Annotated in this window: 16 protein-coding genes; 6 read left to right on the top strand and 10 right to left on the bottom strand. The window is 49.3% G+C overall.

The features are described 5' to 3' along the window. Positions 1-132: 132 nt before the first annotated feature. From KEF85_RS16575 to mnmG, 4 genes are read right to left on the bottom strand one after another with little or no spacing between them, the layout of a single operon-like run. Positions 133-981, bottom strand: coding sequence for a ParB/RepB/Spo0J family partition protein (locus KEF85_RS16575; protein ID WP_215582394.1), 849 nt, complete (start codon positions 979-981; stop codon positions 133-135). Then, on the bottom strand, positions 978-1,754 hold the full coding sequence (locus tag KEF85_RS16580) for a ParA family protein (protein WP_215582395.1): 777 nt from the start codon (positions 1,752-1,754) through the stop codon (positions 978-980). The genes KEF85_RS16575 and KEF85_RS16580 overlap by 4 nt, the downstream gene beginning before the upstream one ends. Then, positions 1,747-2,373, bottom strand: coding sequence for a 16S rRNA (guanine(527)-N(7))-methyltransferase RsmG (rsmG, locus tag KEF85_RS16585; protein ID WP_215582396.1), 627 nt, complete (start codon positions 2,371-2,373; stop codon positions 1,747-1,749). The genes KEF85_RS16580 and rsmG overlap by 8 nt, the downstream gene beginning before the upstream one ends. 1 nt (position 2,374) lies before the next feature. After that, entirely contained in the window at positions 2,375-4,243 is a 1,869-nt protein-coding gene (gene mnmG / locus KEF85_RS16590; protein ID WP_215582397.1) for a tRNA uridine-5-carboxymethylaminomethyl(34) synthesis enzyme MnmG, read from the bottom strand. A gap of 55 nt (positions 4,244-4,298) precedes the next feature. Here mnmG and KEF85_RS16595 point away from each other — a divergent pair, with 55 nt between their 5' ends. From KEF85_RS16595 to KEF85_RS16605, 3 genes are read left to right on the top strand one after another with little or no spacing between them, the layout of a single operon-like run. Continuing rightward, the gene (locus KEF85_RS16595) at positions 4,299-4,466 is read left to right on the top strand and encodes a DUF7230 family protein (protein ID WP_215582398.1); all 168 of its coding nucleotides are present in this window, start codon (positions 4,299-4,301) and stop codon (positions 4,464-4,466) included. Between the two features lie 53 nt (positions 4,467-4,519). Then, positions 4,520-5,128, top strand: coding sequence for a GTP cyclohydrolase II (gene ribA, locus KEF85_RS16600; RefSeq protein ID WP_215582399.1), 609 nt, complete (start codon positions 4,520-4,522; stop codon positions 5,126-5,128). Between the two features lie 8 nt (positions 5,129-5,136). Further along, positions 5,137-7,533 (top strand): Lon protease family protein, encoded by a 2,397-nt coding sequence (locus tag KEF85_RS16605; protein ID WP_215582401.1) that lies wholly within the window; start codon positions 5,137-5,139, stop codon positions 7,531-7,533. An 86-nt stretch (positions 7,534-7,619) separates the two neighbouring features. Here KEF85_RS16605 and KEF85_RS16610 read toward each other — a convergent pair whose 3' ends face one another. The 4 genes from KEF85_RS16610 to KEF85_RS16625 form a co-directional block, all read right to left on the bottom strand. Then, on the bottom strand, positions 7,620-8,420 hold the full coding sequence (locus KEF85_RS16610; protein ID WP_215582402.1) for a helix-turn-helix transcriptional regulator: 801 nt from the start codon (positions 8,418-8,420) through the stop codon (positions 7,620-7,622). A 47-nt stretch (positions 8,421-8,467) separates the two neighbouring features. Further along, complete coding sequence (locus tag KEF85_RS16615; RefSeq protein WP_215582403.1) at positions 8,468-8,989, bottom strand: GNAT family N-acetyltransferase; 522 nt, start codon at positions 8,987-8,989, stop codon at positions 8,468-8,470. 28 nt (positions 8,990-9,017) lie between these two features. Continuing rightward, on the bottom strand, positions 9,018-9,491 hold the full coding sequence (locus KEF85_RS16620; protein WP_215582404.1) for a hypothetical protein: 474 nt from the start codon (positions 9,489-9,491) through the stop codon (positions 9,018-9,020). Between the two features lie 73 nt (positions 9,492-9,564). Next, entirely contained in the window at positions 9,565-9,780 is a 216-nt protein-coding gene (locus tag KEF85_RS16625; protein WP_215582405.1) for a hypothetical protein, read from the bottom strand. 78 nt (positions 9,781-9,858) lie between these two features. Between KEF85_RS16625 and KEF85_RS16630 the strand changes: the two genes are divergently transcribed. Both KEF85_RS16630 and KEF85_RS16635 read left to right on the top strand, forming a co-directional pair. Then, entirely contained in the window at positions 9,859-10,236 is a 378-nt protein-coding gene (locus tag KEF85_RS16630; protein WP_215582406.1) for a hypothetical protein, read from the top strand. 127 nt (positions 10,237-10,363) lie between these two features. Next, positions 10,364-12,031, top strand: coding sequence for a SulP family inorganic anion transporter (locus KEF85_RS16635; protein WP_215582408.1), 1,668 nt, complete (start codon positions 10,364-10,366; stop codon positions 12,029-12,031). Here the strand turns inward: KEF85_RS16635 and KEF85_RS16640 are convergent. Beyond that, positions 12,026-13,159, bottom strand: a complete 1,134-nt coding sequence (locus tag KEF85_RS16640; protein WP_215582410.1) for a fatty acid desaturase family protein — start codon at positions 13,157-13,159, stop codon at positions 12,026-12,028. The two genes, KEF85_RS16635 and KEF85_RS16640, sit on opposite strands and share 6 nt — an antisense overlap. Before the next feature lie 583 nt (positions 13,160-13,742). Between KEF85_RS16640 and KEF85_RS16645 the strand changes: the two genes are divergently transcribed. Beyond that, entirely contained in the window at positions 13,743-14,282 is a 540-nt protein-coding gene (locus KEF85_RS16645; RefSeq protein ID WP_215582411.1) for a copper resistance protein NlpE, read from the top strand. Positions 14,283-14,408: 126 nt separating this feature from the next. Here KEF85_RS16645 and KEF85_RS16650 read toward each other — a convergent pair whose 3' ends face one another. Continuing rightward, positions 14,409-23,897 (bottom strand): virginiamycin B lyase family protein, encoded by a 9,489-nt coding sequence (locus tag KEF85_RS16650; RefSeq protein ID WP_425515605.1) that lies wholly within the window; start codon positions 23,895-23,897, stop codon positions 14,409-14,411. Between the last annotated feature and the right edge of the window lie 342 nt (positions 23,898-24,239).

The raw sequence follows: 24,239 nt of genomic DNA on the forward strand, positions 1-24,239 counted from the left end.
ATGATGCGCTGCAGTGCGTTCAGCACATCCTACAACTACTTGCTTTTAATCGGGATATTTAGATGCTTAGTAATTACCAATTTTTTGGTAAAACAGCTAAAACCAAATCGTACCCGCAAAATTCTGTGGACTTCAACCAATCTTCCGAATAATCCCATCCAGCTCTTCCAAACTGCTGTAATGAAACACCAGCTTGCCTTTGCCGTTGGGTTGATGATTGATTTCGACTTTGGCTCCGGTTTTATCACCAATTTCTTGTTGCAGGCGCAAAGTGTCCGGGTCGATTTTTTTGGCGGGTGCGGCTGGTTTTTCCAGCTGGTTTTCCTTGACCAGTTTCTCCACAGCCCGTACCGTCAAGCCCAGCTTGGCGGCTTTCTGGCCTATGTCGATCTGGCGGTCTTCCGGCAGGCCCAGCAGGGCGCGGGCGTGGCCCATTTCCAGCAAGCCTTTGCTGAGCAGGGTTTTGATTTCGGCGGGCAAGTCCAGCAAACGCAATAAATTGGTGACAGTGGTGCGGGATTTGCCCACCGCATCGGCAATTTGCTGATGAGTTAGTTCAAACTCGTCTTGCAGGCGTTGCAGGGCTTCGGATTCTTCCAGTGCGCTTAAGTCCTCGCGCTGGATGTTTTCGATTAGCGCCACCGCCATCACGGTGCGGTCGTCTATATCTTTCACCACTACCGGCACATCGCTCAATTCGGCCAGTTGCGCGGCGCGCCAGCGGCGTTCACCAGCGATGATTTCGTATTTGTCGGTAGCGATTTTGCGGACAATAATCGGCTGAATAATACCCTGGGCGGCGATAGAGTCGGCCAGCTCCCGTAGTTTTACCGGGTCCATGTCCTTGCGCGGCTGATATTTGCCGCGTTGCAAAAATTCCACCGGCAAAGTCTGGGTGTCCTGGGACTTTTCGGTAACCGGCGTTACCTCACCCAGCAATTCACTTAAACCCCGACCTAAACCACGTTTTTTTTGCATCATTTTTTTGCCGCTTTGTCTTTTCGGATCATTTCACCGGCCAGGGCGATGTAGGCCAGTGCCCCACGCGAAGCTTTATCATAAGCCAGAACCGGCACGCCATGACTGGGCGCTTCAGCCAGACGGATATTTCTGGGGATGGTGGTGCGAAACACCTTGTCGCCAAAATATTCCAGCAATTGATCGGAAACGTCTTTACCCAGCCGGCTGCGGCTGTCCACCATGGTGCGTAAAATCCCTTCCAGATACAGGCCGGGATTGATGTTCTCCCGCACACTTTTCAGCGTTGCCATCAGCGATGACAGACCTTCCAGGGCGTAATATTCACATTGCATCGGAATCAGCACACTATGCGCTGCTACCATAGCATTCAGCGTCAACATATTCAACGATGGTGGACAATCAATCAAAATATAATCGTAGCTGTTCTTTACACTTAACAGCGTGTCGGCCAGCCGCCGTTCCCGGTGCGGCATGTTCATTAATTTCACTTCGGCGGCAGTCAAATCAGAATTGCCGGGAATCAGATCAAACCCCAGTTGCGGGTTTTTGATAATAATTTCAGTCACCGGCACTTCTTCCAGCAATAATTCGCAACTGGAATAGTCGGTATCATCTTTCACCACCCCACAGCCCATAGCGGCATTGCCCTGCGGATCCATATCAATCAGCAGCACCTTGCGTTTGGTGGCGGCCAGTGCCGCCGCCAGATTGACGCTGGTGGTGGTTTTGCCCACGCCGCCTTTCTGATTGGTAATTGCAATAATTTTAGCCATTTTTTAAATTCTCCAAAACGATCAGACAGCGCTCGGCTGCTATGCCCGGCACCGTCAACGGTATGATCCGGTAGGTGGAAGACAATTCCAGCAGTTCCTGCTCGGGCTGCTTACCCTTCATGGCTAACAATAAACCGTGTTCCGCCAGCAAATGTCCGGTCAGTTGCATGATTTCCGGCATGGCGGCAAAGGCGCGGCATAGCACCGCAGAAAATAAGGTCTCGGGTTTGAATAATTCCACCCGGCTAGTCACCACGTCCACATTTTTCAAACCCAGTTCCAGCACCGCCTGCTGCACAAACCGGGTTTTCTTGGCGTTGGAATCCAGCAGGGTGAAATGACAGTCCGGCCGGCAAATAGCCAGCGGAATCCCCGGCAAACCGGCACCGGTGCCGATGTCGGCAATCCGCGGCGGCTGGATATGCGGCAGGATGGCCAAGCTGTCCAGAATATGAAAATCCACCATCTCGGCAGGATCGCGGATGGCGGTGAGGTTATAGGTTTTGTTCCACTTTTCTATTAACTTAATAAAATGCAGCAAAGCGCTGATTTCGGTTTCGGCCAACGGCAAGGCCAATGCAGCAATACCTTGCTGCAGTTTTTCACGATAGGCCGGCATATCAGGCGCTTTTCTTTTTCAGATGTACCAGCAGCAAGGAAATGGCTGCCGGGGTGATGCCGGGTATCCGGGCCGCCTGACCCAGGGTTTCCGGTCTTTGTTTTTTGAGTTTTTCGCTGACTTCATTGGACAGGCCCGACACCTCGCTGTAATCGACATGCTCCGGCAGTTTTAAATGTTCGTAACGCAGGGTACGGTTAATCTCGGTTTGCTGGCGGTCAATATAACCGGCATATTTGGCCTGTATCGCCACTTGTTCGGCCACTTGTTCATCCACTTCGCTGTCATCAGTAAAGCCCAGCAAACGCTCCACATCCACTTCCGGACGGCGCAGCAATTCCATCAAACTGGCTTCTTTCAGCAGCTTTTTGCCCCAGTGTAATTCGGCCAGTGCGGCTTCATCGGTTTCGGCTCTGATCCATTTTTTGGCCAGTTTGCCCTGCAAATTGGCAATGGCTTCACGTTTTTCAATAAAGTGCTGCCAGCGGGCATCGTCAACCAGACCCAGCGCCCGGCCCTGTTCGGTCAGCCGCAGATCGGCGTTATCCTCGCGCAGTTGCAAACGGTATTCGGCGCGGCTGGTAAACATCCGGTACGGTTCAGCAGTGCCACGGGTAATCAGATCGTCTATCATCACCCCGATATAGGCTTCGTCACGGCCTGGACACCAGCTTTCCAATCCTTGCGCCAGACGCGCGGCATTCAGGCCGGCAATCAGACCCTGGGCGGCGGCTTCTTCATAACCGGTGGTGCCGTTGATCTGGCCGGCAAAAAACAGACCGTCCAGATGTTTGGTTTCCAACGAGGATTTCAAATCGCGCGGATCAAAATAATCGTATTCAATGGCATAGCCGGGCCGGACAATCTCGGCATTTTCAAAGCCGATCATGGTACGGATAAAGCGGTATTGCACATCAAACGGCAGACTGGTGGATACCCCGTTCGGGTAAACTTCGTTAGTGGTCAGACCTTCCGGCTCCACAAAAATCTGATGCGAATCACGTTCGGCAAAGCGCACCACCTTATCTTCAATAGAAGGGCAGTAACGCGGGCCGATACCGTCTATAATACCGGTGTACATCGGCGAACGATCCAGGCCGGAGCGGATGATATCGTGGGTTTCGCTATTAGTGCGGGTAATGTGGCAGCAGATCTGGCGCGGATGCTGGCTGCGCTGGCCCATGAAGGAAAACACCGGCAGTGGCGTATCGCCGTGTTGTTCCTGCAATTTGCTGTAATCAATGGTGCGGCCATCGATACGCGGCGGGGTGCCGGTTTTCAGCCGGCCTATGCGTAACGGCAGTTCCCGCAAGCGCTCGGCCAGGGCTATGGAAGCGGCATCGCCGGCCCGGCCGCCGCTGTAGTTTTCCAGGCCGATATGGATGCGTCCGGCCAGAAAAGTACCGGCGGTCAGCACCACGGCTCTGGCGTTGAATTCCAGACCCATCTGGGTTTTTACGCCGGTAACCCGGTTGCCGGTGACCAGCAGATCAGCAACGGTTTGCTGAAAAATGGCCAGATTGGCTTGATTTTCCAGCGCGCTGCGCACCGCCTGTTTATACAGCTGGCGATCGGCCTGAGCGCGGGTGGCGCGAACCGCCGGGCCTTTGCTGGCGTTAAGGATACGAAATTGAATACCGCCCTGATCGATGGCTTTTGCCATAATACCGCCCAGTGCATCGATTTCTTTAACCAAATGGCCTTTACCGATACCACCTATGGCCGGATTACAGCTCATTTGACCCAAGGTCTCGATGTTTTGGGTCAGCAACAGGGTTTGCGCGCCGCCGCGTGCAGCGGCTAATGCCGCTTCAGTACCGGCATGGCCGCCGCCTATTACGATCACATCAAAGTCTTTCTGGAATTTCACAGCTAATTTATGGTCAAATAAAAGCGCTATCTTAATAGTTTATGAGGAAAAAATCATGAGAAAACAAAACCAAACCCCGCAAGCGGCGGATTTACCGCTAAAAAATCCGGTGGCGAAATTCGCTCACCATTGTAACAAGGCCTTGGTTTTTGCCGATAAGCGCCAATATCGTCGTAAAGGCAAACACGCCGGGCAGGAGCCTTTCTTAATCGCTTGCGCTTAAGTGATTCAGAAAGGCTCTCGCTAGGCCCAGGCAACATAAGGATTTCAACACCAGTGAAAGTAAGCATAGAAGATAAAGTTCAAACCCGGATTCCCACCAAACATGGCGAATTTATACTCCATTACTATACCAATTCCATAGACGACAAAGAGCATATCGCTTTCGTCAAAGGCGATGTGGCAAACAAACACGATGTGCCGGTGCGCATCCATTCCGAGTGTTTTACCGGGGATGTACTGGGTTCCAGACGCTGCGATTGTGGTGAACAGCTGGACATGGCGCTGGGTCTGATTAATCAGGCCGGCACCGGTGTGCTGATTTATTTGCGCCAGGAAGGCCGCGGCATCGGTTTGTTAAAAAAACTGCAGGCCTATAATCTGCAGGATCAGGGTTTGGACACCGTAGACGCCAATATTCATCTGGGTCATTTGGCCGACGAGCGCCAGTACGATATTGCTGCATTAATCCTCAGCGATTTAAAAGTGCGTTCCATTGCCCTGATTACCAATAATCCGCAAAAAATCGACGAGCTCACCGAACTGGGTATGCCGGTAAGCCGACGTATACCCATCGAAACCCATATTCATCTCGACAATGTCGATTATCTTAAAACCAAGGCCGAACGCATGCATCACTTGCTTTCCGTACCAGACTCCCAATAAGCCAGCGTATGCTAGATCATTTAAAACTGCCGGTTTCGGCACTGAAGCTTACTATTGATTTGCCCAATATCAGCTCAACCAAACCCATCGCCGGCCAGTTGCCCGGTATCATCGGTCAGCAGCGCGCCCAAGCCGCACTGGCTTTCGGCATTGATATGCAAGCGCCAGGCTACAATATTTTTGTGATGGGCGATCCCGGCACCGGGCGCTTGTCTATGGTCAGCCATTATCTGTCCGGTTATGCCGAGCAGCAGGAACCGCCGCTGTCCTATGCCTATGTGGACAATTTTGAGAATCCGCGCGAACCGGTAGTGGTGCAATTGCCTTCCGGGGAAGGTCAGGCCTTTTATAAAGACATTGAAAAGCTGATCGACAATGTGCTGGCCACTTTTCCGGCGGCTTTTGAAAGCCCCAGCTATCAACAGAAAAAAACTGCGATAGAGCGGCGTTTCAATCAGCGCTATAACAGCGCTATTGATCAGGTGGATAACAAAGCCCGCGACATGCGGGTGGCCTTATACCGGGATAGCGATGCCATCACCTTTTTGCCTATCCGCAACGACAAAGCGCTGGACGAGGAACAATTTACCCTGCTGCCGCAAGCCGAACGCGATGATTTTCATAAACACACCGAAGAACTGGAAGAGTTTTTGGGTGATGTGTTGCTGGAACTGCCGCAATGGCGGCGTACTCTGGTGGAAGAAATGCGCCAGCTGGACAACGACACCATTAAATTGGCATTAGAGCCGCTGTTTGCCGAGCTGAATGAAAAATATCAGAATATTGATGATGTGATTACTTATTTGGCTGAGGTGGAAAAAAATCTCGGCAACACCATCAGTGATTCTCTGATGCCGAATCGCCATCAGGACAGCCGGGAAAGTGCCGGCAAGCGCGTGCTGCTTAATGAGCAATATCTGCCCAATATTCTGGTGGACTGTAAGCACGACACCCAGGGTGCGCCGGTGATTTACGAACCACACCCCATTTATCAAAACCTGTTTGGCCGCATCGAATACGTTAACGATCAAGGTACGCTGGTCACCAATTACCGGCGCATCTGTCCGGGTTCGCTGCATCGCGCCAATGGTGGTTATCTGATTCTGGATGCCGAAAAAATCCTGACGTATCCTTTCGTCTGGGAAGGTTTGAAACGCGCCTTGCAGTCTGGCCGTATAGAAATCGAATCGCCGTATTCCGAGCTGGGCATTAATACCATCACCCTGAAACCCGAGGTGATACCGCTTAATGTCAAAGTCATCCTGGTGGGTGCTAGGGATATTTATTATCTGCTGGAAGAGCTGGATAGCGAGTTCAACGAAATGTTCCGGGTGTTGGCCGATTTTGACGACCATATCAAACGCAGTTCGGACAGTATTGCCCAATTTGTGCAGCTCATGACTCAACAAGTACGTGATTCCGGGGCCAGAGAGTTGACCGCCCCGGCCCTGTTACGGCTGATCGAATACAGCTGCCGGCTGGCGGAAAATCAGTCGCATTTGTCGGCGCATGTTAACAGTTGTCTGGAAATCATTGCCGAAGCCAATTTATTGGGCAGCCAGCGTGGTGCCAGCCATATCGACAAAGCCGAAATCGAACTGGCCCTGACGGCCAGGGAGCAGCGCAATGGCCGGATTGCCGAAGCAGTGCTGGAAGAAATGTTGGACGGCACCATCCTCATCGACACCGATGGTCTGGCGATTGGTAAAGTCAACGGCCTGACGGTGATGGATATCGGCGGCAGCAGTTTTGGTGCGCCGGCGCGGATTACCGCCACTGTCCACCCTGGTTCACGCGGCATTGTCGATATTGAGCGTGAGGTGGAACTGGGGCAGCCTATTCATTCCAAAGGCGTGATGATCTTGACTGGTTATCTGGGCCATTGCTATGCCCAACAATTTCCGCTGGCCATTTCCGCCAGTATTGCTATGGAGCAATCCTATGGTCACATCGACGGCGACAGCGCCTCGCTGGCCGAATTGTGCTGTTTGATTTCAGCGCTGACCAGGGTGCCTATCCAGCAGGGTTTTGCTTTAACCGGTTCTATCAATCAATACGGTGAAGTGCAGGCTATCGGTGGCGTCAACGAAAAAATCGAAGGCTTTTTCAATCTGTGTGCGGCCAGAGGTTTGACCGGCAAGCAGGCGGTAATCATTCCAGCCTCAAATAAGCGCAATCTGATGTTAAAGCAGGATGTGATTGATGCCGTGGCGCAAGGTTTGTTTGCCATCTATTCAGTAGCCAATGTCGATGAGGCCTTGGCGCTGTTAATGAATCAGCCGGCGGGCGCGGTGGATGCCAACGGTCAGTATCCGGAAGGCAGCATTAACTTTAAGGCAGTGGCGCGCTTAAAGGAAATTTCCGACATATCCGGTGATGAAGATAAGGAAGTGGAGGGCGCTTAGCCAGGGTGTTCGATAGCCATGTAGGGTGGCTTCGCCGCCAGGCAAGCCACCAAGCCACCTAACGCAAACTTAACCCCCCACTCAAGCTAAAGCTGTAATCTGGCCAGTTTTTTAAGGCCAATGCTGGGTACCGCGCCAAAGGTTTTGCGAAATTCATGGCTAAAATGCGCCGAATCGGTGAAGCCGGCTGCATGTGCCGCGTAAGTAAAATTATTGCCTTTGATGATCTCGCGGATCGACATTCTCATCCGGTTCCAGCTGCGGTAACGCCGAAACGGTACACCGATTTGGGCCGTGAATAAATGCTGCAGATGTGATGCCGATAGGCCCACACTGTCGGCTATGGTAGTTAAAGCGGTAAGCTCATCACCGTTTTGGTAAAGATGATTCACCACTTGCGCGATACGCGGATCGATCACTGTGCCGCCCCGCCGTTTGGAAAAGCCTAATAGATCATCCAATACCGCGCCGTTCCAGGCCGGGTTATAACGGTCTTCATAAAGATCTCGCATAAATCTGATTTCACCGCCGTTGCCGACCAGGGAACCATTGACCTCGCGGCAATTGTTTATCAGCGGCAGCAAGGCCTCAATACCAGCTGTATTCGGTTCAATATAAAATACCGCCAGCGGTTCACCTCCCACATCCAGTTCATGCAAGCCGCCGGCCGGAATCACCGCTGTACGGCACCACATCCAGTCACTGCCGGGCAAACGCAGCCGAAACTTGCCGTAAATCCCTGCCAAAAAAACCGGCGCGCCATGCTGATGGTTGGCGTTGTAATACAGGGGGCCGGTAAAAAACATGTGCTGGTCATTAATATCCCAGAGAGCGTCATATCGCGGGGGCTGGGCAATAGCAGGTTTATACATTGGGCTATGGGTCATGGCTTATGCTCTCCTGTGTCGTTTGACATTCACGACTGTTAGTCTATTTATGGCAGTTTTTTCACCAACAACTCTAAACGCAAGCCAGAAACCTTGGCTTGCCATAAGGCAGCGTTAACTGGAAACGTCCGGCTGTCCCCGGTGAGTTGGTAGCCGCGTCGTTGATAAAAGCTGAGCAACTCTGGGCGATGATCAATTACCCACATGGCAAACTCTGTTATTGCCCAGCGTTGTTGCGCCTTGGTTTCAGCTGCCGCCAATAACTGTTTACCTATGCCCTGGTTTTGCCGGCCAGGTGCTACGGCCAGCATACTAAACTGGACTTGTTGTCCGGTTTTTTGCAAATGTACGCAAGCCAGCAATTCTTGCCGGCATCGACCGGTTAATATGATGGAATCCGGTGCGCCAAGCAAATCGAGTATATCTGTCAGATCGGTTCTGCTGCCGCTGAGCAAATCGGCTTCGGTGGTCCAGCCCAGCCGACTGGTTTCGCCGCGATAAGCACAGTTGATTAGTCTGACCAGCGCTTCGGCATTGCTGGCCTCAGCCTCGGAAAACACCAGTTGCATTGTTTAGGTCACTAACATCCAGTGGCAATTAAGCGGAAAAAATGGCTTTAAGCCGCAACTTAAGCTTGTCTTTAAGTTGTTTGGCATATTGATAAATAGCGGTATCAACCACTTTCTGATGCGCCCAGTGCAACCAGTCACTGATGGTAGTGTAAATGATATTAATGGCTTTGAATGTCAGTAATTGCGGCTTGGTCAGGGCAAATACCCGCGCTACCAGCAAAGTGCCCAGCAGTTTGGAGAGTATTTCCAACAAAATACCCGGCCAGATCTGAGCATGTATTAAAAACCATAAAGCCGCCAGATTGATCGGCAGTACCAGCAGAATCGGCACCAACACCGCCAGTAAAGCTATCGGCGGGGTGGTTTGTATCAGCCAGCGTTCGATGTATTCCAGATGAAGCTGGCGGATCAGGTAATGACCCAGCGCCGATAATAAATCCCATAACCATTCTTCGATAATCAGAAAAATAGCTAAAATGCTAAGCAATAGTTTTTTCATAACTTTTTTACGGATAGCGTAACTGAAAGGGCCTGGGTAAATACCAGTGCCGGAAATTTTTCCCAGATAGTTACTATTTCAAATAATACCAGGACTTGCAACTTAATTGATGGCTTGGTCGGTAGTTGTCTGGAAAATGACCGGCTGATTGGATGGCTAGTAGCTGACCGATCATATTTTGACGGATGGCGTAGGATGTATTGAACGCAGTGATGCGCATCAATCGCGAACCATGTGCTTGCAGAGTCGACACATCTTCAAACGCTGCCGTCAAAGTAATATTGGTCAACCACTAGTCGAAACTTGTTAGGTACGGTCTGCTACACTTGGTGGCTTGATTGTTAAATGCAGGTATGGAGAAACCAATATGTCAAAACCAAAATACGATGTCATTCAGTGGCTGTCTGAGGTAGAAGAGCATGATTACCCTGCTGCTGAATCCTATCTCAGTCTGATTTACAGCAACGATCAGGTGGCTGACATGATACACAGATTAAAAAACGCCCGTATCGTGCAGTATAAAGCCAAGGACATATTTCGAGCCTCACAACTGTCCTTGTTAGGCGTCAGTAATTCCCATGTTGAAAAGGACAGAAAAAAGATTATGAAGGGCAAGAGCCTGTCGCCGCTTTTGTTGGTGCGTGATCAGGCTATCGGCAAAGTAGTGATTGCTGATGGTTATCATCGCTTGTGTGCGATTTATCAGTTTAATGAAGATGAACTAATTTACTGTAAAATTATTTGAACAAAATTGTAATTAACTGGTTTGTAATTACCTGTAGGGTGGATTCGCCGCTAGGCAATCCACCAAAACACTTACACTGAATAATGACGCTGGTTTTATTTGCTTGTCCGCAGGAGCCGAAATAAAAGTGAAATTTTCTTCAATAGTTGGGCGTTCCGGCTCTGGTTTTAGCCCTGCTATACTGCTTGCTGATGCCATTGCCGGCTTATCGGTTGCCTTTATATTGCTCCCGGAAGCCGTAGCCTATGCGGCCATTGCCCATCTGAGTATTCAAGCGGCTATCGCCGCTGCAGTTGTCGGTCTGCTTTGCTATGCCTGCTTAGGCAAAAGCCCATTTGCCATCGTTGCGCCCACTTCCTCGGCAGCCGCACTGCTGGCAGCGGTGGTATTGTCTTTGCACCCGCTGGATGCTGATGCCGCCATTGGTTTTGGCAGTGCTTTGGTAATTTTAACCGGTGCCGGATTATTGGTGGTTGCCAAAGCTGGTTTGGGCCGGCTTTCGGCCTTTGTCTCACGCCCGGTGCTGCATGGCTTTTCATTTGCGCTGGCTGTGACCATTATTATTAAGCAGCTGCCGATTTTGTTCGGAATAGACGTGGCGGCAACCAGTCCTTTGCCGATTATTATTGAGCTGATACACCATTACCAGGAATGGAGTGCCTGGAGCACCGGTATAGGCATCGGGGCTTTGCTGATATTATGGCTGCTGAAACGCTGGCCGATAGTGCCCGGCGCATTTGTGATTCTGGTGGCCGGTATTGGCTTAAGTGCCTGGCTGAATCTTGCCGCCTTACAGGTGGATATTGTCGGCCCTTTGCACATCAAGCCGCCGGCATTTGTGTTTCCGGAATTACCATTGGAAAAATGGTTAAGATTGGCCGAGCTGGCGTTTGGTTTGCTGGTGATTATTGTGGCTGAATCCTGGGGCAGTATTCGGAGTCTGTCACTTAATCACGGTAATAGTGTTGAGCCCAATCGGGAATTGTTGGCGTTGGGTGCGGCTAATCTGCTGTCGGGTTTGTTGCAGGGTATGCCGGTTGGAGCTGGTTTCTCGGCCAGCTCAGCCAATGAAGCCGCAGGAGCGCAAACCAAACTGGCCGGAGTGGCGGCAGGTGTGGTTTTGTTGCTGATGACGCTGTTTGGCCAAAAATGGATAGGCCTGATTCCAGAGCCTCTGGTGGCGGCGGCAGTGATCAATGCCTTAAGTCATGCCTTAAATCCCAAGTCCTTGCTGGCCTTATGGCGTATCAATCGTGATCAATATCTGGCGCTGGCGGCAGTGTTGGCGGTATTGGCTTTTGGGGTATTGCACGGCATGTTGATCGCCATCGCTTTATCTTTGATGGCTGCTATTCGGGCGTTTAGTCAACCGGTGGTCAGGGAACTGGCCAAGCTGGACGATACTACTGATTATGTGGACAGAGATAATCACCCCAGCGCTGTAGTGCATGACAGACTGTTAATCCTGCGTCCGGAAGAACCGCTGTTTTTTGCCAGCGTGGAAGGTATTCTGGCCGAAATTAATCACCGGCTACAACTCAGTAGTGATGTACGCACCCTGATTATTAGTTTGGAAGTAAGCGCCAATCTGGATAGTACGGCAGCTGAATGTTTAATCGAATTTACCCAGCAGCTGGAACAGCAAAACAAAACACTGGTTCTGGCCAGGGTTAAAGATCCTATCAGCTCATTATTATTACAGCTGGCGCATGATAAATTTGCCGGCAAGTTGTTTTGGAGTGTTAACGATGCCGTGCTGGGGGCAAAAAAGTTGGAAGAAATGGCATTGCTATAATTTATGTTGGATGCCTGGTTTAAGCATGGAGGTTTTTCCCACCATAACGTCCACCGCTTTTAATAACCGTTTAAAAATGGATTGTTGGCAATAAGGGATGTTATGTTTTTGACAGAGAGCCATCACTTGCGGCTGTAATAGCTGGTATTGTCTTAACGGCATATTCGGCCATAAATGATGTTCGATTTGATAATTTAACCAGCCGTAAAAAAAGTCATTGAAATCAGATCCGGTTGGGTAATTGACTGAGCCTAAAATCTGCCGTAAGTAAAACTCACCCTTGCCTTTAGCCTTTTCATCAAACATCATCACGTCATCGCCGGCGTGATTGGGGATCATCACCACAAAGCTGTGCACATTGGTAAAAATTTCTGCCATGATGGAATTAAGCAAGACACTGATGGCGGCAAAACTGCCTATAGGCAAGAACAGCAAGGGCAATACGACGAAACGATAGCCGGTATAGGGCAGGACGCTATACAGCCACAAGGAGCGACCTTGCTGGGTAAACGGACTCCATGCTCCGATGCGGGTCATGACCGGTTCGGGCAGGTCTTGTTGGCGGGCGGCATTCAGGCACAGTTCTTTATGGGTACGGGGTGTGTAATAAATAATTTTCCAGATACCCGCAAACAAGGCCACTATCGTATAGCGTTGCCACATCGGCAGGCGTGATTGTCTCAGCCATTCCATATTGTGCTGGGCATTGTTGGGGTCGGTTTTTTCACCCAAACTGTAATGATGCAATAAATCATGTTCGTGATGCCAGCCCGGTATTGTCATCCAGTCCGGCCAATCGAAAAACCGTCTCCAGCCTTGGGCAAATTTTTTACTGGTGTAGTTTTTGGGTATCCCGTTAAGTTTGTCGTAACCTTTATGAATGACAGGATGCGCCACTTGGGTCCAGCGGGTAAAACTGCCCATACTGATGAATAATGCGGACAGCGGATTAGGCATTATCCAGGCAGTGCCATAACCGATAATTGAGCAGGCTTTGCCCCAGCGCTCCATTTTTTTTAAATGTTTGTAATCTGCTGCGCCGATATTGGCTAAGGCTTGTTGGTGAATTTGGCTGATATCTTTTGCTAATTGCTCACGATCTACCGACTGGTAACTATTTAAACTCAAAACGGATTGCCTCTTTATAGTGCTTTGGTGGGGTTAGGATGTCGAGGAATGTAGCAGATCAGGCTTGATGCTCAGGAGCTGAATCAATACCCACAAATACCAACAATCGAATCGTCAGCGATTGTCAGCCATTGCTCCAGGGAGGTGCTGGCCGGCACAATCAGCAGGCGCCATTTTTTAAGCCGTTGACATTGACTGTTTTCATGGAATAAATAAATCGAGATCGCATCCACCCATTATAGGTGTAATCTCGGCAAAATCATGCAATTTGGTAAATTGAATAAACAAAATATTGTAGGTCTTCTATAGCAGCACTGTTCAACGTCCACTCGAGGCTGGAACCGCAAGTGAGCGTAGAAAATTCAAGCTGGTGATTTTTCTTATTTGAATGTAAAACCATATCGCAATAGAATACCCAGCGGCTTACTAGGATTTTATTTCACAAATCCGGGTAATGTTTTAATAAATAAAAATCATGGGGTTGGCATAAAGTTGGGATTGGTCGTTTTTGCCGTTAAGCAATAATTTTCTCCCAAGGTGTTTGAGCCAGACTAATTTACGTACAGAAACAAAAAAATCTAATATGCAAACATCAAAAATAAAAATTAAAAAATATGTGACTTTGATTTGTTTCGGCGCATTGCTGTCGATGCTTAACCCGGCTTGGGCTGAATCGGATATGCAACTCCAGGAAAAAGCACTCAAGGCCAGGGAATTAAGTCGTCAGGGTGGCGTGGATCATTCTGCCCACACCAATCCGGCTAGTGAGGCAGAGGTGTTCCGTGGCGTTTTTTATGGCTATTTACCATGTAAAGAAAAAGACTGTGATGGTTTTAAAATGACATTGTCTTTGAAACAAAAAAACAATTATCTGCTGGTTACCCAGAACGCAATGGCTTCTGCCAGAGAATATTACGATAAAGGCAAATACAGCTGGGATGATGTCAGTCATATTTTGACCTTAACTTCCAACAAAGATAGTGTCCAACGTCTGTTCACCATTAAAGATGCCGGCACCCTGATTCAGCTCGGCAGTAATGGCAAGCCTTTGCCTGGTGACCAGGATGACTATACCTTGAATAGAAGCGATAAAGCTAAATCCCGGGAAGTGCATATTCACTAAGCAAAGTGTCGGATGGCCGAGCAGAAGCATAGCTGTTCATAGCTTTACCAGGATAATGGCGCCCGCCTTGATACCCCCGCTTCTATTCCTGGTAAAGTTTGTGACTATGCTAGGAATAGGCTTTAATCAGGCAATCAATTTAAAATCGCCTAAACTCAATGCACTTGGATGGCTGTTGACGCCAATCACAGCAATTTCAACTGGATTGGAGGTGCCGGCATTGTAATAAAGCCCGCCGGTGCCGGCATTGTAATATAGATAATCGCTGGGGCTTTGGGCAGTGCTGGCGTTAGCAAAGTTTGCAGCCGATACGCTGTTTGCTCCGGCAAAAGCGCTAAAAACTGATTTGGATAACTCAATTTGTCCGGTATTTTCCCAAAATTGACTGATGTTAATAGGGGTGGTGGATGGTGCGTTATTAAAAACGTATGTGGAATGGATAATTTCTTTGATTTGTTGATTATCGGTATCGGCAATATAAACGTTGCCTGCGCTATCCACCGCTATACTGCTAATTGTCATGGGTACGTTCGTGCCCGAATCATTGCCAGAAAGCAGTGTGGTAACGACATGGTTACCGGCTGAGATTTCTTTAATTGCGTTGTTACCGCTATCCACCACATAGAGATTACCGACACTGTCCATTGCCAGGGCCGTTGGTGTGGACAGACCGCTAGCGAATATGGTTTGCGGGGTGGTGGTGCCTGCAGCAATTTCACTAATACTATTATTGCTGGAATCAGCAAAATAGATATTACCTGCATTATCAACAGCAATGCCTCCCAGAGTGCCTGCACCGCTTGCAATTTGAGTATTGATATTATGGCTGCCGTGTGTAAATTCCAGAATGTCATTATAGCTGTCAGCTACATATAAAGTGCCGGTAGTGTCTGTCGCCAATCTGTAAGGATAAATACCGTAAGCGCTGCCATATAGAATAGGCTGCAGACTATGGCTGGTGGCGCTTATGGTATCAATTTCCTGATTAAAGCCGTCAGCGTATAGATTGCCCTGATTGTCCAGGGCGATAAAATTAAAAGACCCTGAACCGGCTGAGATTAAAACCGGTGCTGATGAGCTGCCTGCCTTAATTTCCTGAATAGTGCCGTCGCTAAAGAAAATATTGCCCTGATTGTCGACCGCAAGACTGTAAGGGCTAACATTAGTAGCCAATACCTGCATCGCAGCGCCTGTTACCGATAATGGTAGTGTGGATTTGGCTGTGCCATAGCCGCCATCCCAGTTGGCGCTGGCGGAAATACTATAGCTTTGACCATTATTGCTTGTGCCGTTGGTATTAATAAATGCATTGACGGTGGCCTGATCGCTGCTGCTTAATGTGATGCTAAAACCATTATTACTGATATTGCTGACGATATCATTAGCCGTATTAAATGTGTAACCGGCAAGACCGTAGGCGATACCGCCATTGTATAGTGGCAGGGAAACCATAAAATGGCTTAATGCCAATGCATTGTGACTGAGTAAATTACTGCCTGTATAACTAAAAACGCCGCTGCTGGCGTTGTAACTGACGCCAGTCAGTACCGGAATGGCTGTCAGGGCGCTGTGAGTGATTTCTTCAATAGCATTGTTGCCGCTATCGGCGATATAGAGATTGCCGGCATTATCAAGCGCAACAGCGGCGGCTTTTTTCAAGCGGCTATCGCTAAGTGATAACAGACTTTGGGTGTTGGCGGTAAACACTTCCACACCATTCTGATCAGCTATATACAAGTTACCGCTGTTATCGACAGCAACACTGGTAGGGCTGAATAGTCCTGAATTAACTAGGGTGGTTTGGCTGTTACTGCCTGCGGCTATTTCTTCGATAGCGTTGTTGCCAGTGTCGGCAATATAAACATTGCCTGCGCTGTCAACCGTCACACCTTGTGGATTATTTAAGCCGCTAACCGCTAGGGTGGATGAGTTGTTGCTGCCTGCGGCTATTTCATCAATGGTATTGTTGATAGGGTCTGCAACGTAGATATTACCTGCACTGTCGACGGCAATGCCTTGCGGACTGCCGAGAATATTATCCGGGATTGTGGTTAGCGTTTGGGTGTTGGGTATAAATTGCTCAACCACTTTGTTGCCGGTATCGGCAATATACAGATTGCCGGCACTATCAAGGGCTATGGCTTGCGGATTGTTCAGGCCGGTGGTGATCAGATTCGTCAGGGTCTGGCTGCCTGTCGCCAGTTCTTTGATCGCGTTGTTAAGTGTATCGGCAATGTACAGATTGCCTGAACCATCAATGGTAATACCTTGTGGGCTGTTAAGGCCAGATGCTATCAGGTTTTGTAAGGCGACGTTATTGACCCAGACACCGAGAGTGTTGATCAATGAGCCGGTATCACTATCCCAGTTGGCGCTGACCGACAGATTATAGGCGGTGCCATTGCCGGCCATGCTGCCATTATGGTTGATAAAGCTATTAATCGCTAATTGGTCGGCGCTGTTCAATGTAACGCTAAAACTGCTATTACTCAACGCAGTGATAGTGTCTGTACTGGCGTTGAAAGTATAGCTACTGCTGCCTGCCGATAGGGTGAAATTGTTTAGCGCAATGCCGATATTACTGCCATGATTGTCCAGATTGCTGCCGCTAACGGTAAAAACGCCGGTTGTCGCATTGTAAGTTACCCCAGATAGCGATGGTGTGGCGGCGTTGCTTACGGTAATGCTTTGGTTGCTGATGGTGTTGGCGCCGGTATCCCAACCGCTGGCGGCATAGAGATTGTAATTGCTTAGGCCGTCGTTAGCCTGATTGCCATTTTTGTTTAACAATCCGTTAATAGCTAACTGATCGGTACTGGAAAGCTGGATACTTAGTGTGCTGCTGCTTGGGGTGCTTGTTATGGTGCTGCTGTTACTCAGGGTGTAACTGCCGCCACCGTCGCCTTTAAGGCTTAGTTTGGCGATATTGTAGTCAGTGATCTTATTGGTGAGATTAGCACCGGTCAGAGTAAGCTGACCAGTGGCGGCGTTATAACTGACTTTGCTGAGTGTCGGTGCCGTTTTGCTGCTTAACAGACTGAAATCGCCTATGCTCAATGCAGATGGGTGGCTGTTGACGCCCACGACGGCAATTTCAATAGCGTTACCCGGATTGCTGGAGCCTTGGGCAGCATAATACAGTCCGCCGGTACTGGCATTGTAGTACAGATAATCGGCGGCACTGGTGGGGCTGCTGCTATTACTGAAATTGGCTGCAGTGATGCTATTACTGTTGGCAAAGGCTGTAAAAATGGATTTGGACAGCTCAATTTGCTGGGTATTTTCCCAAAGACTATTAATCGTAACCAGATTGTTATTGGTTGGAGCGGTGTTGAACAGATAATTGGCGTGATTCAGTTCCTTGATGACGCGGTTATTACTGTCCGCAATATAAAGATTATCCGCACTGTCCACTGCGATGCCGGTAGGGTTGGCAAGGCCGCTGGCCAGTACAGTGGTTACCGTGCGGCTACCTGCGGATATTTCCTTGATGTTATTGCTGATAGAGTCTGTGACAAAAACATTTCCGGCGTTATCAACGGCAATTCCCTGGGGCCTGTTAAGTCCGGTGGTCAGCAGGGTGGTTACGCTATGGTCGAGCGCTGAAATTTCTTTTATGGCCTTGTTTTGCGGGTCAGCAAAATACACGTTACCAACGTTATCAACGGCAATGGCATCCGGTACATTAATACCTGTGGCTGGCAGGGTAGTTACGTTGTGGATGCCTGCACTGATTTCTTTAATTGCATTATTTAATGTATCAGCAATGTAGATATTACCCGCAGTGTCAACCGCGATACTGGCAGGATTATTTAGGCCGTTGTTTAACAGAGTGATAGCTGTTTGGCTGCCGACAACAATTTCTTTAATCGCGTTGTCGCTTGAGTCGGCAATATAGAGATTACCTGCGCTATCGATGGCGACTCCCTGTGGAACAGAAAGGCCGTTGTTAAGCAGGCTGGATACAGTGTGGCTGCCTGCGGCAATTTTTTCAATGGCATTGTTGCCACTATCCGCCAAATACAGACTACCGGCACTGTCGATAGCCAGGCCAGAGATAATGCCTATGCCCGATGAAACCACGGTTTGTGTCGCGCCGGTTACCGACAGGCCTTGGCTGGTAATGGCATTCCCGCTGTTGCTGTCCCATTTGGCAGTTGTTGTCAGATTATAGGCACTGCTATTGCCGTTCAGGTTGCCGTTGTTGTTAAGCAAGGCATTGACTGTAGACAGATCGCTTGCATTGAGGGTAACCGTAAAGCCCCTGCTGCTTAAATTGCTGACTTTGTCGTTAAAGCTGTTAAAGGTATAACTGCCGGTGTTGCCTGCTGTCACAGTAAAATGGTTAAGTGCAACGCCGGTGCTGCTGCCATGGTTAGTCAGATTGTTACCGCTGAAACTGAATACGCCTGTTTCTGCGTTGTAAGCCAGCCTGGTGATCTGCGGGGTGGTTGCGTTACTTACCGTAATGCCCAGTGTTGTAATCGGATTGGCACCGGTGTCCCAGCCGATAGTGGTGCTTAGATTGTAAATGCTGCTGCCATCGTTAGCCAGGGTGCCATTTTTGTTAAACAGGCCATTAATGGCCAATTGATCAGTTACCGATAACTGGATGCTTAGGCTGGTGCTGGTAGGTGTGCCGGATATAGTGCTGCTGTTACTCAGCGTGTAGCTGGTATTGCCATCGCCTTTCAGAATGAAATCTGTAACCAGGTAATTACTACTGGCTGTGGTGAGATTGTTACCGCTTAAGGTGAGCTGGCCGGTGGCTGCGTTGTAGCTGGCACTGCTGAGCGTTGGTAATAAGCCGCTAACATAGACGGATTGGGTACTGATGCTGGCGCCGTTATTGCTGTCCCAGTTAGCCAAGCTGTTTAAGTTGTAAGCAGCGCCACTAAGGGGGGCGGTGCCGTTGACGGTGACAAAACTATTCACCGCTGTTTTGTCGGCATTGCTTAGGGTAATGGTAAATCCGGTGCTGCTGAGATTACTGACACTGTCGTTGGTCGCATTAAACTGGTAATTGCCGTTGCTACCGCCTGTCAGGCTAAAATTGTTAACAGCAATCCCGTTGCTGCTGCCGTGGTTGCTCAGATGATTGCCGGTAAAACTGAATACGCCGCTAGCTGCGTTGTAACTGACAGCTGTTAGTGTCGGGGCAACGGTATTACTGACGCTAATCGGTTGGCTGTTGGCTACACTGATGCTGGAATCCCAACCGCTGCCGGCATTCAGGCTGTAAATGCTGCCGTCATTGGCCGTTGTGCCAGATTTATTGAGCAGACCATTAATTGCCAGTTGATCTGTTGCCGATAATTGGATGCTGACGCTGGTATTAGTCGGTACGCCGGTTACGCTGCTGCCGGTGGTTAATGTGTAACTACTGTTGCCATCGCCTTTTAGCGTCAGGTTGGTAACCACATATTGATGACTGTCGGTGGTCAGATAAAGGCCGTTTAGGGTAAGCAGGCCATTGGCAGCATTATATTTAACGCTGTTGATGGTCGGTATCAGGCCGCTGACGGTGACGGGTTGACTGCTGATGCCCGCTCCACTGTCGCTATCCCAGTTGCTGGTCGCCGTTAAATTATAGGCAGCGCCGGTGCTGGGAGCTGTGCCGTTACTATTAACAAAGCTGTTAACCGCTGTTTTGTCGGTGCTGTTTAGGGTAATGGTAAATCCGCTGCTACTGAGATTAGCAACATTGTCATTGCTGGCATTGAATTGATAATTGCCGTTAGTACCGCCTGTCAGTGCGAAATGGTTAACGGCAATGCCATTGCTGCTGCCATGGTTGCTCAGATTATTACCGGTAAAACTGAATACGCCTGTGGCTGTGTTGTAACTGACCGATGTTATGGTGGGGGCTATAGCGTTGCTTACGGTAAGCGCTAGGCTTTTGGCTGCACCGATTCCGGTATCCCAGCCATTACCGGCATTAAGGGTATAGGTAGTACTACCATCGTTAGCCTGAGTGCCGGATTTATTTAATAAGCCATTGATGGCAAGCTGATCGGCGCTAGAAAGCTGGAATGTGACACCGGTGCTGCTGGGGGTGCCGAACAAATTGCTGCCACTGCTTAATGTATAACTGCTGTTGCCATCGCCTTTCAGCGTCAAACTGGTGGGTTGGTAATCAGTATTGCTGGCAGTAAAGTTATTGCCGCTCAGGCTAAGTCTGCCGCTACTGGCATCGTAACTGGCCTGAGTGATAGTCGGGAGTCCATTAACAGAAACCGCCTGAGTTGTAATCGCGTTGCCGTTGTCGCTATCCCATTTACCGGTCGCACTCAGGTTGTAAGCTGCGCCGGTTTGCGGATTTAAACCATTGGCGTTGACCAGGTGGTTGACGGTGGTTTTGTCTGCGCTGCTTAAATTGATGTTAAAGCCGGTTGCGCTAAGATTACTGATGCTGTCGTTGCTGGCGCTAAAGCTGTAACTACCGTTACTGCCGGTGAATTTAAAATTACTGAGGATAATGCCGTTACTGTTGCCGTGATTGGCAAAAGAACTGCCATTGACGCTGAATACGCCAGTAACAGCGTTGTAAGAAACCGCTGTGATAGTGGGGCTGGCGGAATTGCTGACAGTTATGCTCTGATTGCTGCTGGCACTGGCCGAGGTATCCCAGCCGGCATTACTGCTCAGAAGATAATTGCTGCTGTCGATAGCCTGGCTGCCATTTTTATTTAATAAGCCATTAATGGCCAGTTGGTCGGAGGCAGACAGTTGCAAAGTAATACTGCTGCTGGTGGGCGTGCCGAATACACTGCTGCTGTTGCTAAGGGTATAACTGCTGCCGCCGTCACCTTTAATAGTTAAGGCAGTGAGATTATAGTCGCTGTTAGTCGTGGTCAGATAGTTGCCGCTCAGGGTCAGTTTGCCGCTAGTGGCGTCGTAGCTGGCTGTGCTGAGCGTGGCTAGATTGCTGACAGTGACAGTCTGAGTGCTGATTGGATTGCCGTTATCACTATCCCATTTACCGCTGGCGCTGAAATTGTAGGCTGATCCGGTTTTTGGCTGTAGGCCATTAGCGTTAACGAAGCTGTTAACCGTTGCTTGATCCGTTTTGCTTAAAGTGATGCTAAAGCTGTTAGCACTCAAATTACTAACGGTATCATTGCTACTGAAGCTGTAGCTGCTATTGCCACCGGTCAATTTAAAATTGCTAACGGCAATACCGTTACTGGAACCGTGATTGCTCAGCTTGCTACCAGTGATGTTAAACACGCCGCTGGCAGCGTTGTAAGTCACCGAAGCTATCGTAGGTGAAGTGACATTGCTGACAGAGATCCCTAGGCTGTTGATGGCACTAGCACTAGCACCAGCATCCCAGTTGCCGCTAGCCGCTAAACTAAAATTGGTCGTGCCATCGTTAGCCTGAGTGCCGTTTTGGTTGAGCAAGCCGTCTATGGCCAGTTGGTCGGCTGTCGATAGCTGGATGCTGACAGTGGTGCTGGTCGGCGTGCCGCTGAGTATACTGCCATTACTCAAGGTATAACTACCACCGCCGTCACCTTTCAGGCTAAGAGTGGTGACGTTGTAATCAGCTGTATTTAATGTCAGATTAACGCCTGTTAGCTGCAAGATACCGTTGGCAGCATTATAGCTGGCGCTATTTAGGGTGGCAGGCACACCACTGACATTGATAGCTTGTGAACTGATGGCATTGCCGCTATCGCTATCCCAGTTGACGGTGGCACTTAAGTTATAGTTGGTACCGTTTAGAGACTGGTTACCGTTGTTATTGATAAATGTATTGACACTGGTTTGATCGGTTTTACTTAAATTAATGCTAAAACCAGTAGCGGTAAGATTGCTGACTGTGTCATTGCTGTTAAAACTGTAACTGCTGGTGCCTGCGTTAAGTTTGAAGTTGTTGAGGCTTATGCCGTTAATGCCGCCGTGATTGACCAGATGGTTGCCGCTGAATGCAAATACACCATTAGCGGTGTTGTAACTGACTGCGCTGACTGTGGGAGCCGTGACATTACTGACGCTGATGCTTTGAGTAGTGATCGCACTGCTACCGGTATCCCAACCGCTAATGGCTGACAAATTGTAGCTGGTTTTACCATCGTTGGCCTGATTGCCGTTTTTATTGAACAAACCATCCAGGGCAAGCTGATCGCCGACGGACAACTGTAGCGTGACGCTATTGAGCGTTGGGGTGCCGTTTACCGTGCTGGTATTGCTTAATGTATAGCTATTGCCGCCATCGCCTTTCAGCGTAAAGGCGTTAACAAGATATTGGCTGGCGTTGAGGGTTAAATGACTGCCGTTCAGGGTCAATTTGCCGGAGGCTGCATCGTAATTGGCAGCAGTCAATGTCGGCACATATCCAGTGGCGGTTAGCCCCAGGGTATTGACCGCATTGCCGCTATCGCTGTCCCAGCCGGCACTGGCTTTCAGATTATAAATATTGCCGCTACTGTTGGTGGTGCCATTCATATCAATGGAGCTGTTAACCACAGCATGATCGCTGCTGCTCAGCGTGATGGTAAAGCCGGTGCTGCTTAGATTACTGACCTGATCATGGCTGTTAAAGATATAACTGCTGTTACCTGCCTGCAAGGTAAAATAACTATCCGTAATGCCATTGTTACTACCTTGATTTACCAGATGATTGCCGGTAAAGGTCAATACCCCGCTGGCGGTGTTGTAACTGACTTTACTCAGGGTAGGAGTGGTGCTGTTACTGACGGTAATCGGCTGATTGATAATGGCGCCTGCACCGGTCTGCCATTCATTGGTAGCGGTCAGCAGGTAATGTGTGCTGTCTTGAGCTTGATTGCCGTTGTTATTCAGCAGGCCATTAATGGCCAATTGATCAATGCTGCTTAATTGTAGGTTAACGCTGGAACTGGTTAATGAACCGGCCACCGCCACCGAGCCACTGGTTAAGGTATAGCTGATGCCACCATCGCCGGTTAAAGTCAGGTCAGTGGGGGTAAAAGCCGAGGGAAGAGTCGAGCTATTGTAGCCGGTCAGCGTCAATACGCCATTGCTGGCATTGTAGCTGACGCTGTTAAGGGTGGGTGGATTGATATTGCTTGATTCAGTGATGGCAATGTTGACCGAACCAGAATTGTCGGCGTAGTAATTGTCATTAAATCCCAGAAGTAGCTCATAGGCATTTGTCGGTATCACCACCTTAGCACTATTCCCTATGGCAAATGGGGTGCCGACAATGACATCATTCGCGTTTGCGAACACGCCTACCAATTCCTCTAGATTGACATTGCCAGGAATATAATTGGCTGGTGGGGTACCAAGGAGGAAGTCGAAGCCATCTGTGATACCGCCTGCATCGTTACCTTGACCAACTCCAGGATTGACCAGGCCGCCGGTGTACTTAATGGTGAGGGAATCACCGGCATTGAAATGTAAAGTGCCTATGCCACTATAGACTTTGGTGGGAGGTAATGGTTGAGCAGAATAATTGAAGCCGGTTGGATAGCCGTATGAATAAGTTGGATTAAGTCCCGGATTCCAAGGCCCAGCTTTTCCGGAAACAGCAACTGCGGCAGTCGAGTTGAGATTGATCGTTGTAATGGTCTGCTGGCTGATGGCTGCTCCATTGTTGCTATCCCAGTTGGCTGTTGCTTTGAGCATAAGGGATAAGCCGCTGTTGGAATTAATACCTGCAGTATTCAAAATGCCGTTGAAGAACTGTTGATCTGCGCTATCCAGCGAAAAGCTAAAACCAGTTGAGGTAAGATTGTTGACGGTATAGGTGGGCTTAAAGGGGTTATAGCTGGTATTGCTCAGCGAGAAATCGCTTAGATTAATGCCGCTGCTGTTGCCGTGGTTCGTCAGATGATTGCCGGTGAAAACGAACTGACCGATAGTTCCATCATAACTCACGCCGGTAATGGTGGGGGCGTTGCTGTTGCTGACACTGATCCCCTGCGTGGTCAATGCCACTGCGCCCGTATCCCAACCGTTACTGGCTGA

The sequence above is a fragment of the Methylomonas paludis genome, from assembly GCF_018734325.1.
In the GTDB taxonomy this organism is placed as follows: Bacteria; Pseudomonadota; Gammaproteobacteria; order Methylococcales; family Methylomonadaceae; genus Methylomonas; species Methylomonas paludis.

What these genes read in the sequence shown, in the direction of transcription:
- KEF85_RS16575 (WP_215582394.1), bottom strand. Translation starts at nt 981, where the DNA reads ATGATGCAAAAAAAACGTGGTTTAGGTCGGGGTTTAAGTGAATTGCTG.
- KEF85_RS16580 (WP_215582395.1), bottom strand. Translation starts at nt 1,754, where the DNA reads ATGGCTAAAATTATTGCAATTACCAATCAGAAAGGCGGCGTGGGCAAA.
- rsmG (WP_215582396.1), bottom strand. Translation starts at nt 2,373, where the DNA reads ATGCCGGCCTATCGTGAAAAACTGCAGCAAGGTATTGCTGCATTGGCC.
- KEF85_RS16595 (WP_215582398.1), top strand. Translation starts at nt 4,299, where the DNA reads ATGAGAAAACAAAACCAAACCCCGCAAGCGGCGGATTTACCGCTAAAA.
- KEF85_RS16605 (WP_215582401.1), top strand. Translation starts at nt 5,137, where the DNA reads ATGCTAGATCATTTAAAACTGCCGGTTTCGGCACTGAAGCTTACTATT.
- KEF85_RS16610 (WP_215582402.1), bottom strand. Translation starts at nt 8,420, where the DNA reads ATGACCCATAGCCCAATGTATAAACCTGCTATTGCCCAGCCCCCGCGA.
- KEF85_RS16615 (WP_215582403.1), bottom strand. Translation starts at nt 8,989, where the DNA reads ATGCAACTGGTGTTTTCCGAGGCTGAGGCCAGCAATGCCGAAGCGCTG.
- KEF85_RS16620 (WP_215582404.1), bottom strand. Translation starts at nt 9,491, where the DNA reads ATGAAAAAACTATTGCTTAGCATTTTAGCTATTTTTCTGATTATCGAA.
- KEF85_RS16630 (WP_215582406.1), top strand. Translation starts at nt 9,859, where the DNA reads ATGTCAAAACCAAAATACGATGTCATTCAGTGGCTGTCTGAGGTAGAA.
- KEF85_RS16645 (WP_215582411.1), top strand. Translation starts at nt 13,743, where the DNA reads ATGCAAACATCAAAAATAAAAATTAAAAAATATGTGACTTTGATTTGT.
- KEF85_RS16650 (WP_425515605.1), bottom strand. Translation starts at nt 23,897, where the DNA reads ATGCTCAAAGCAACAGCCAACTGGGATAGCAACAATGGAGCAGCCATC.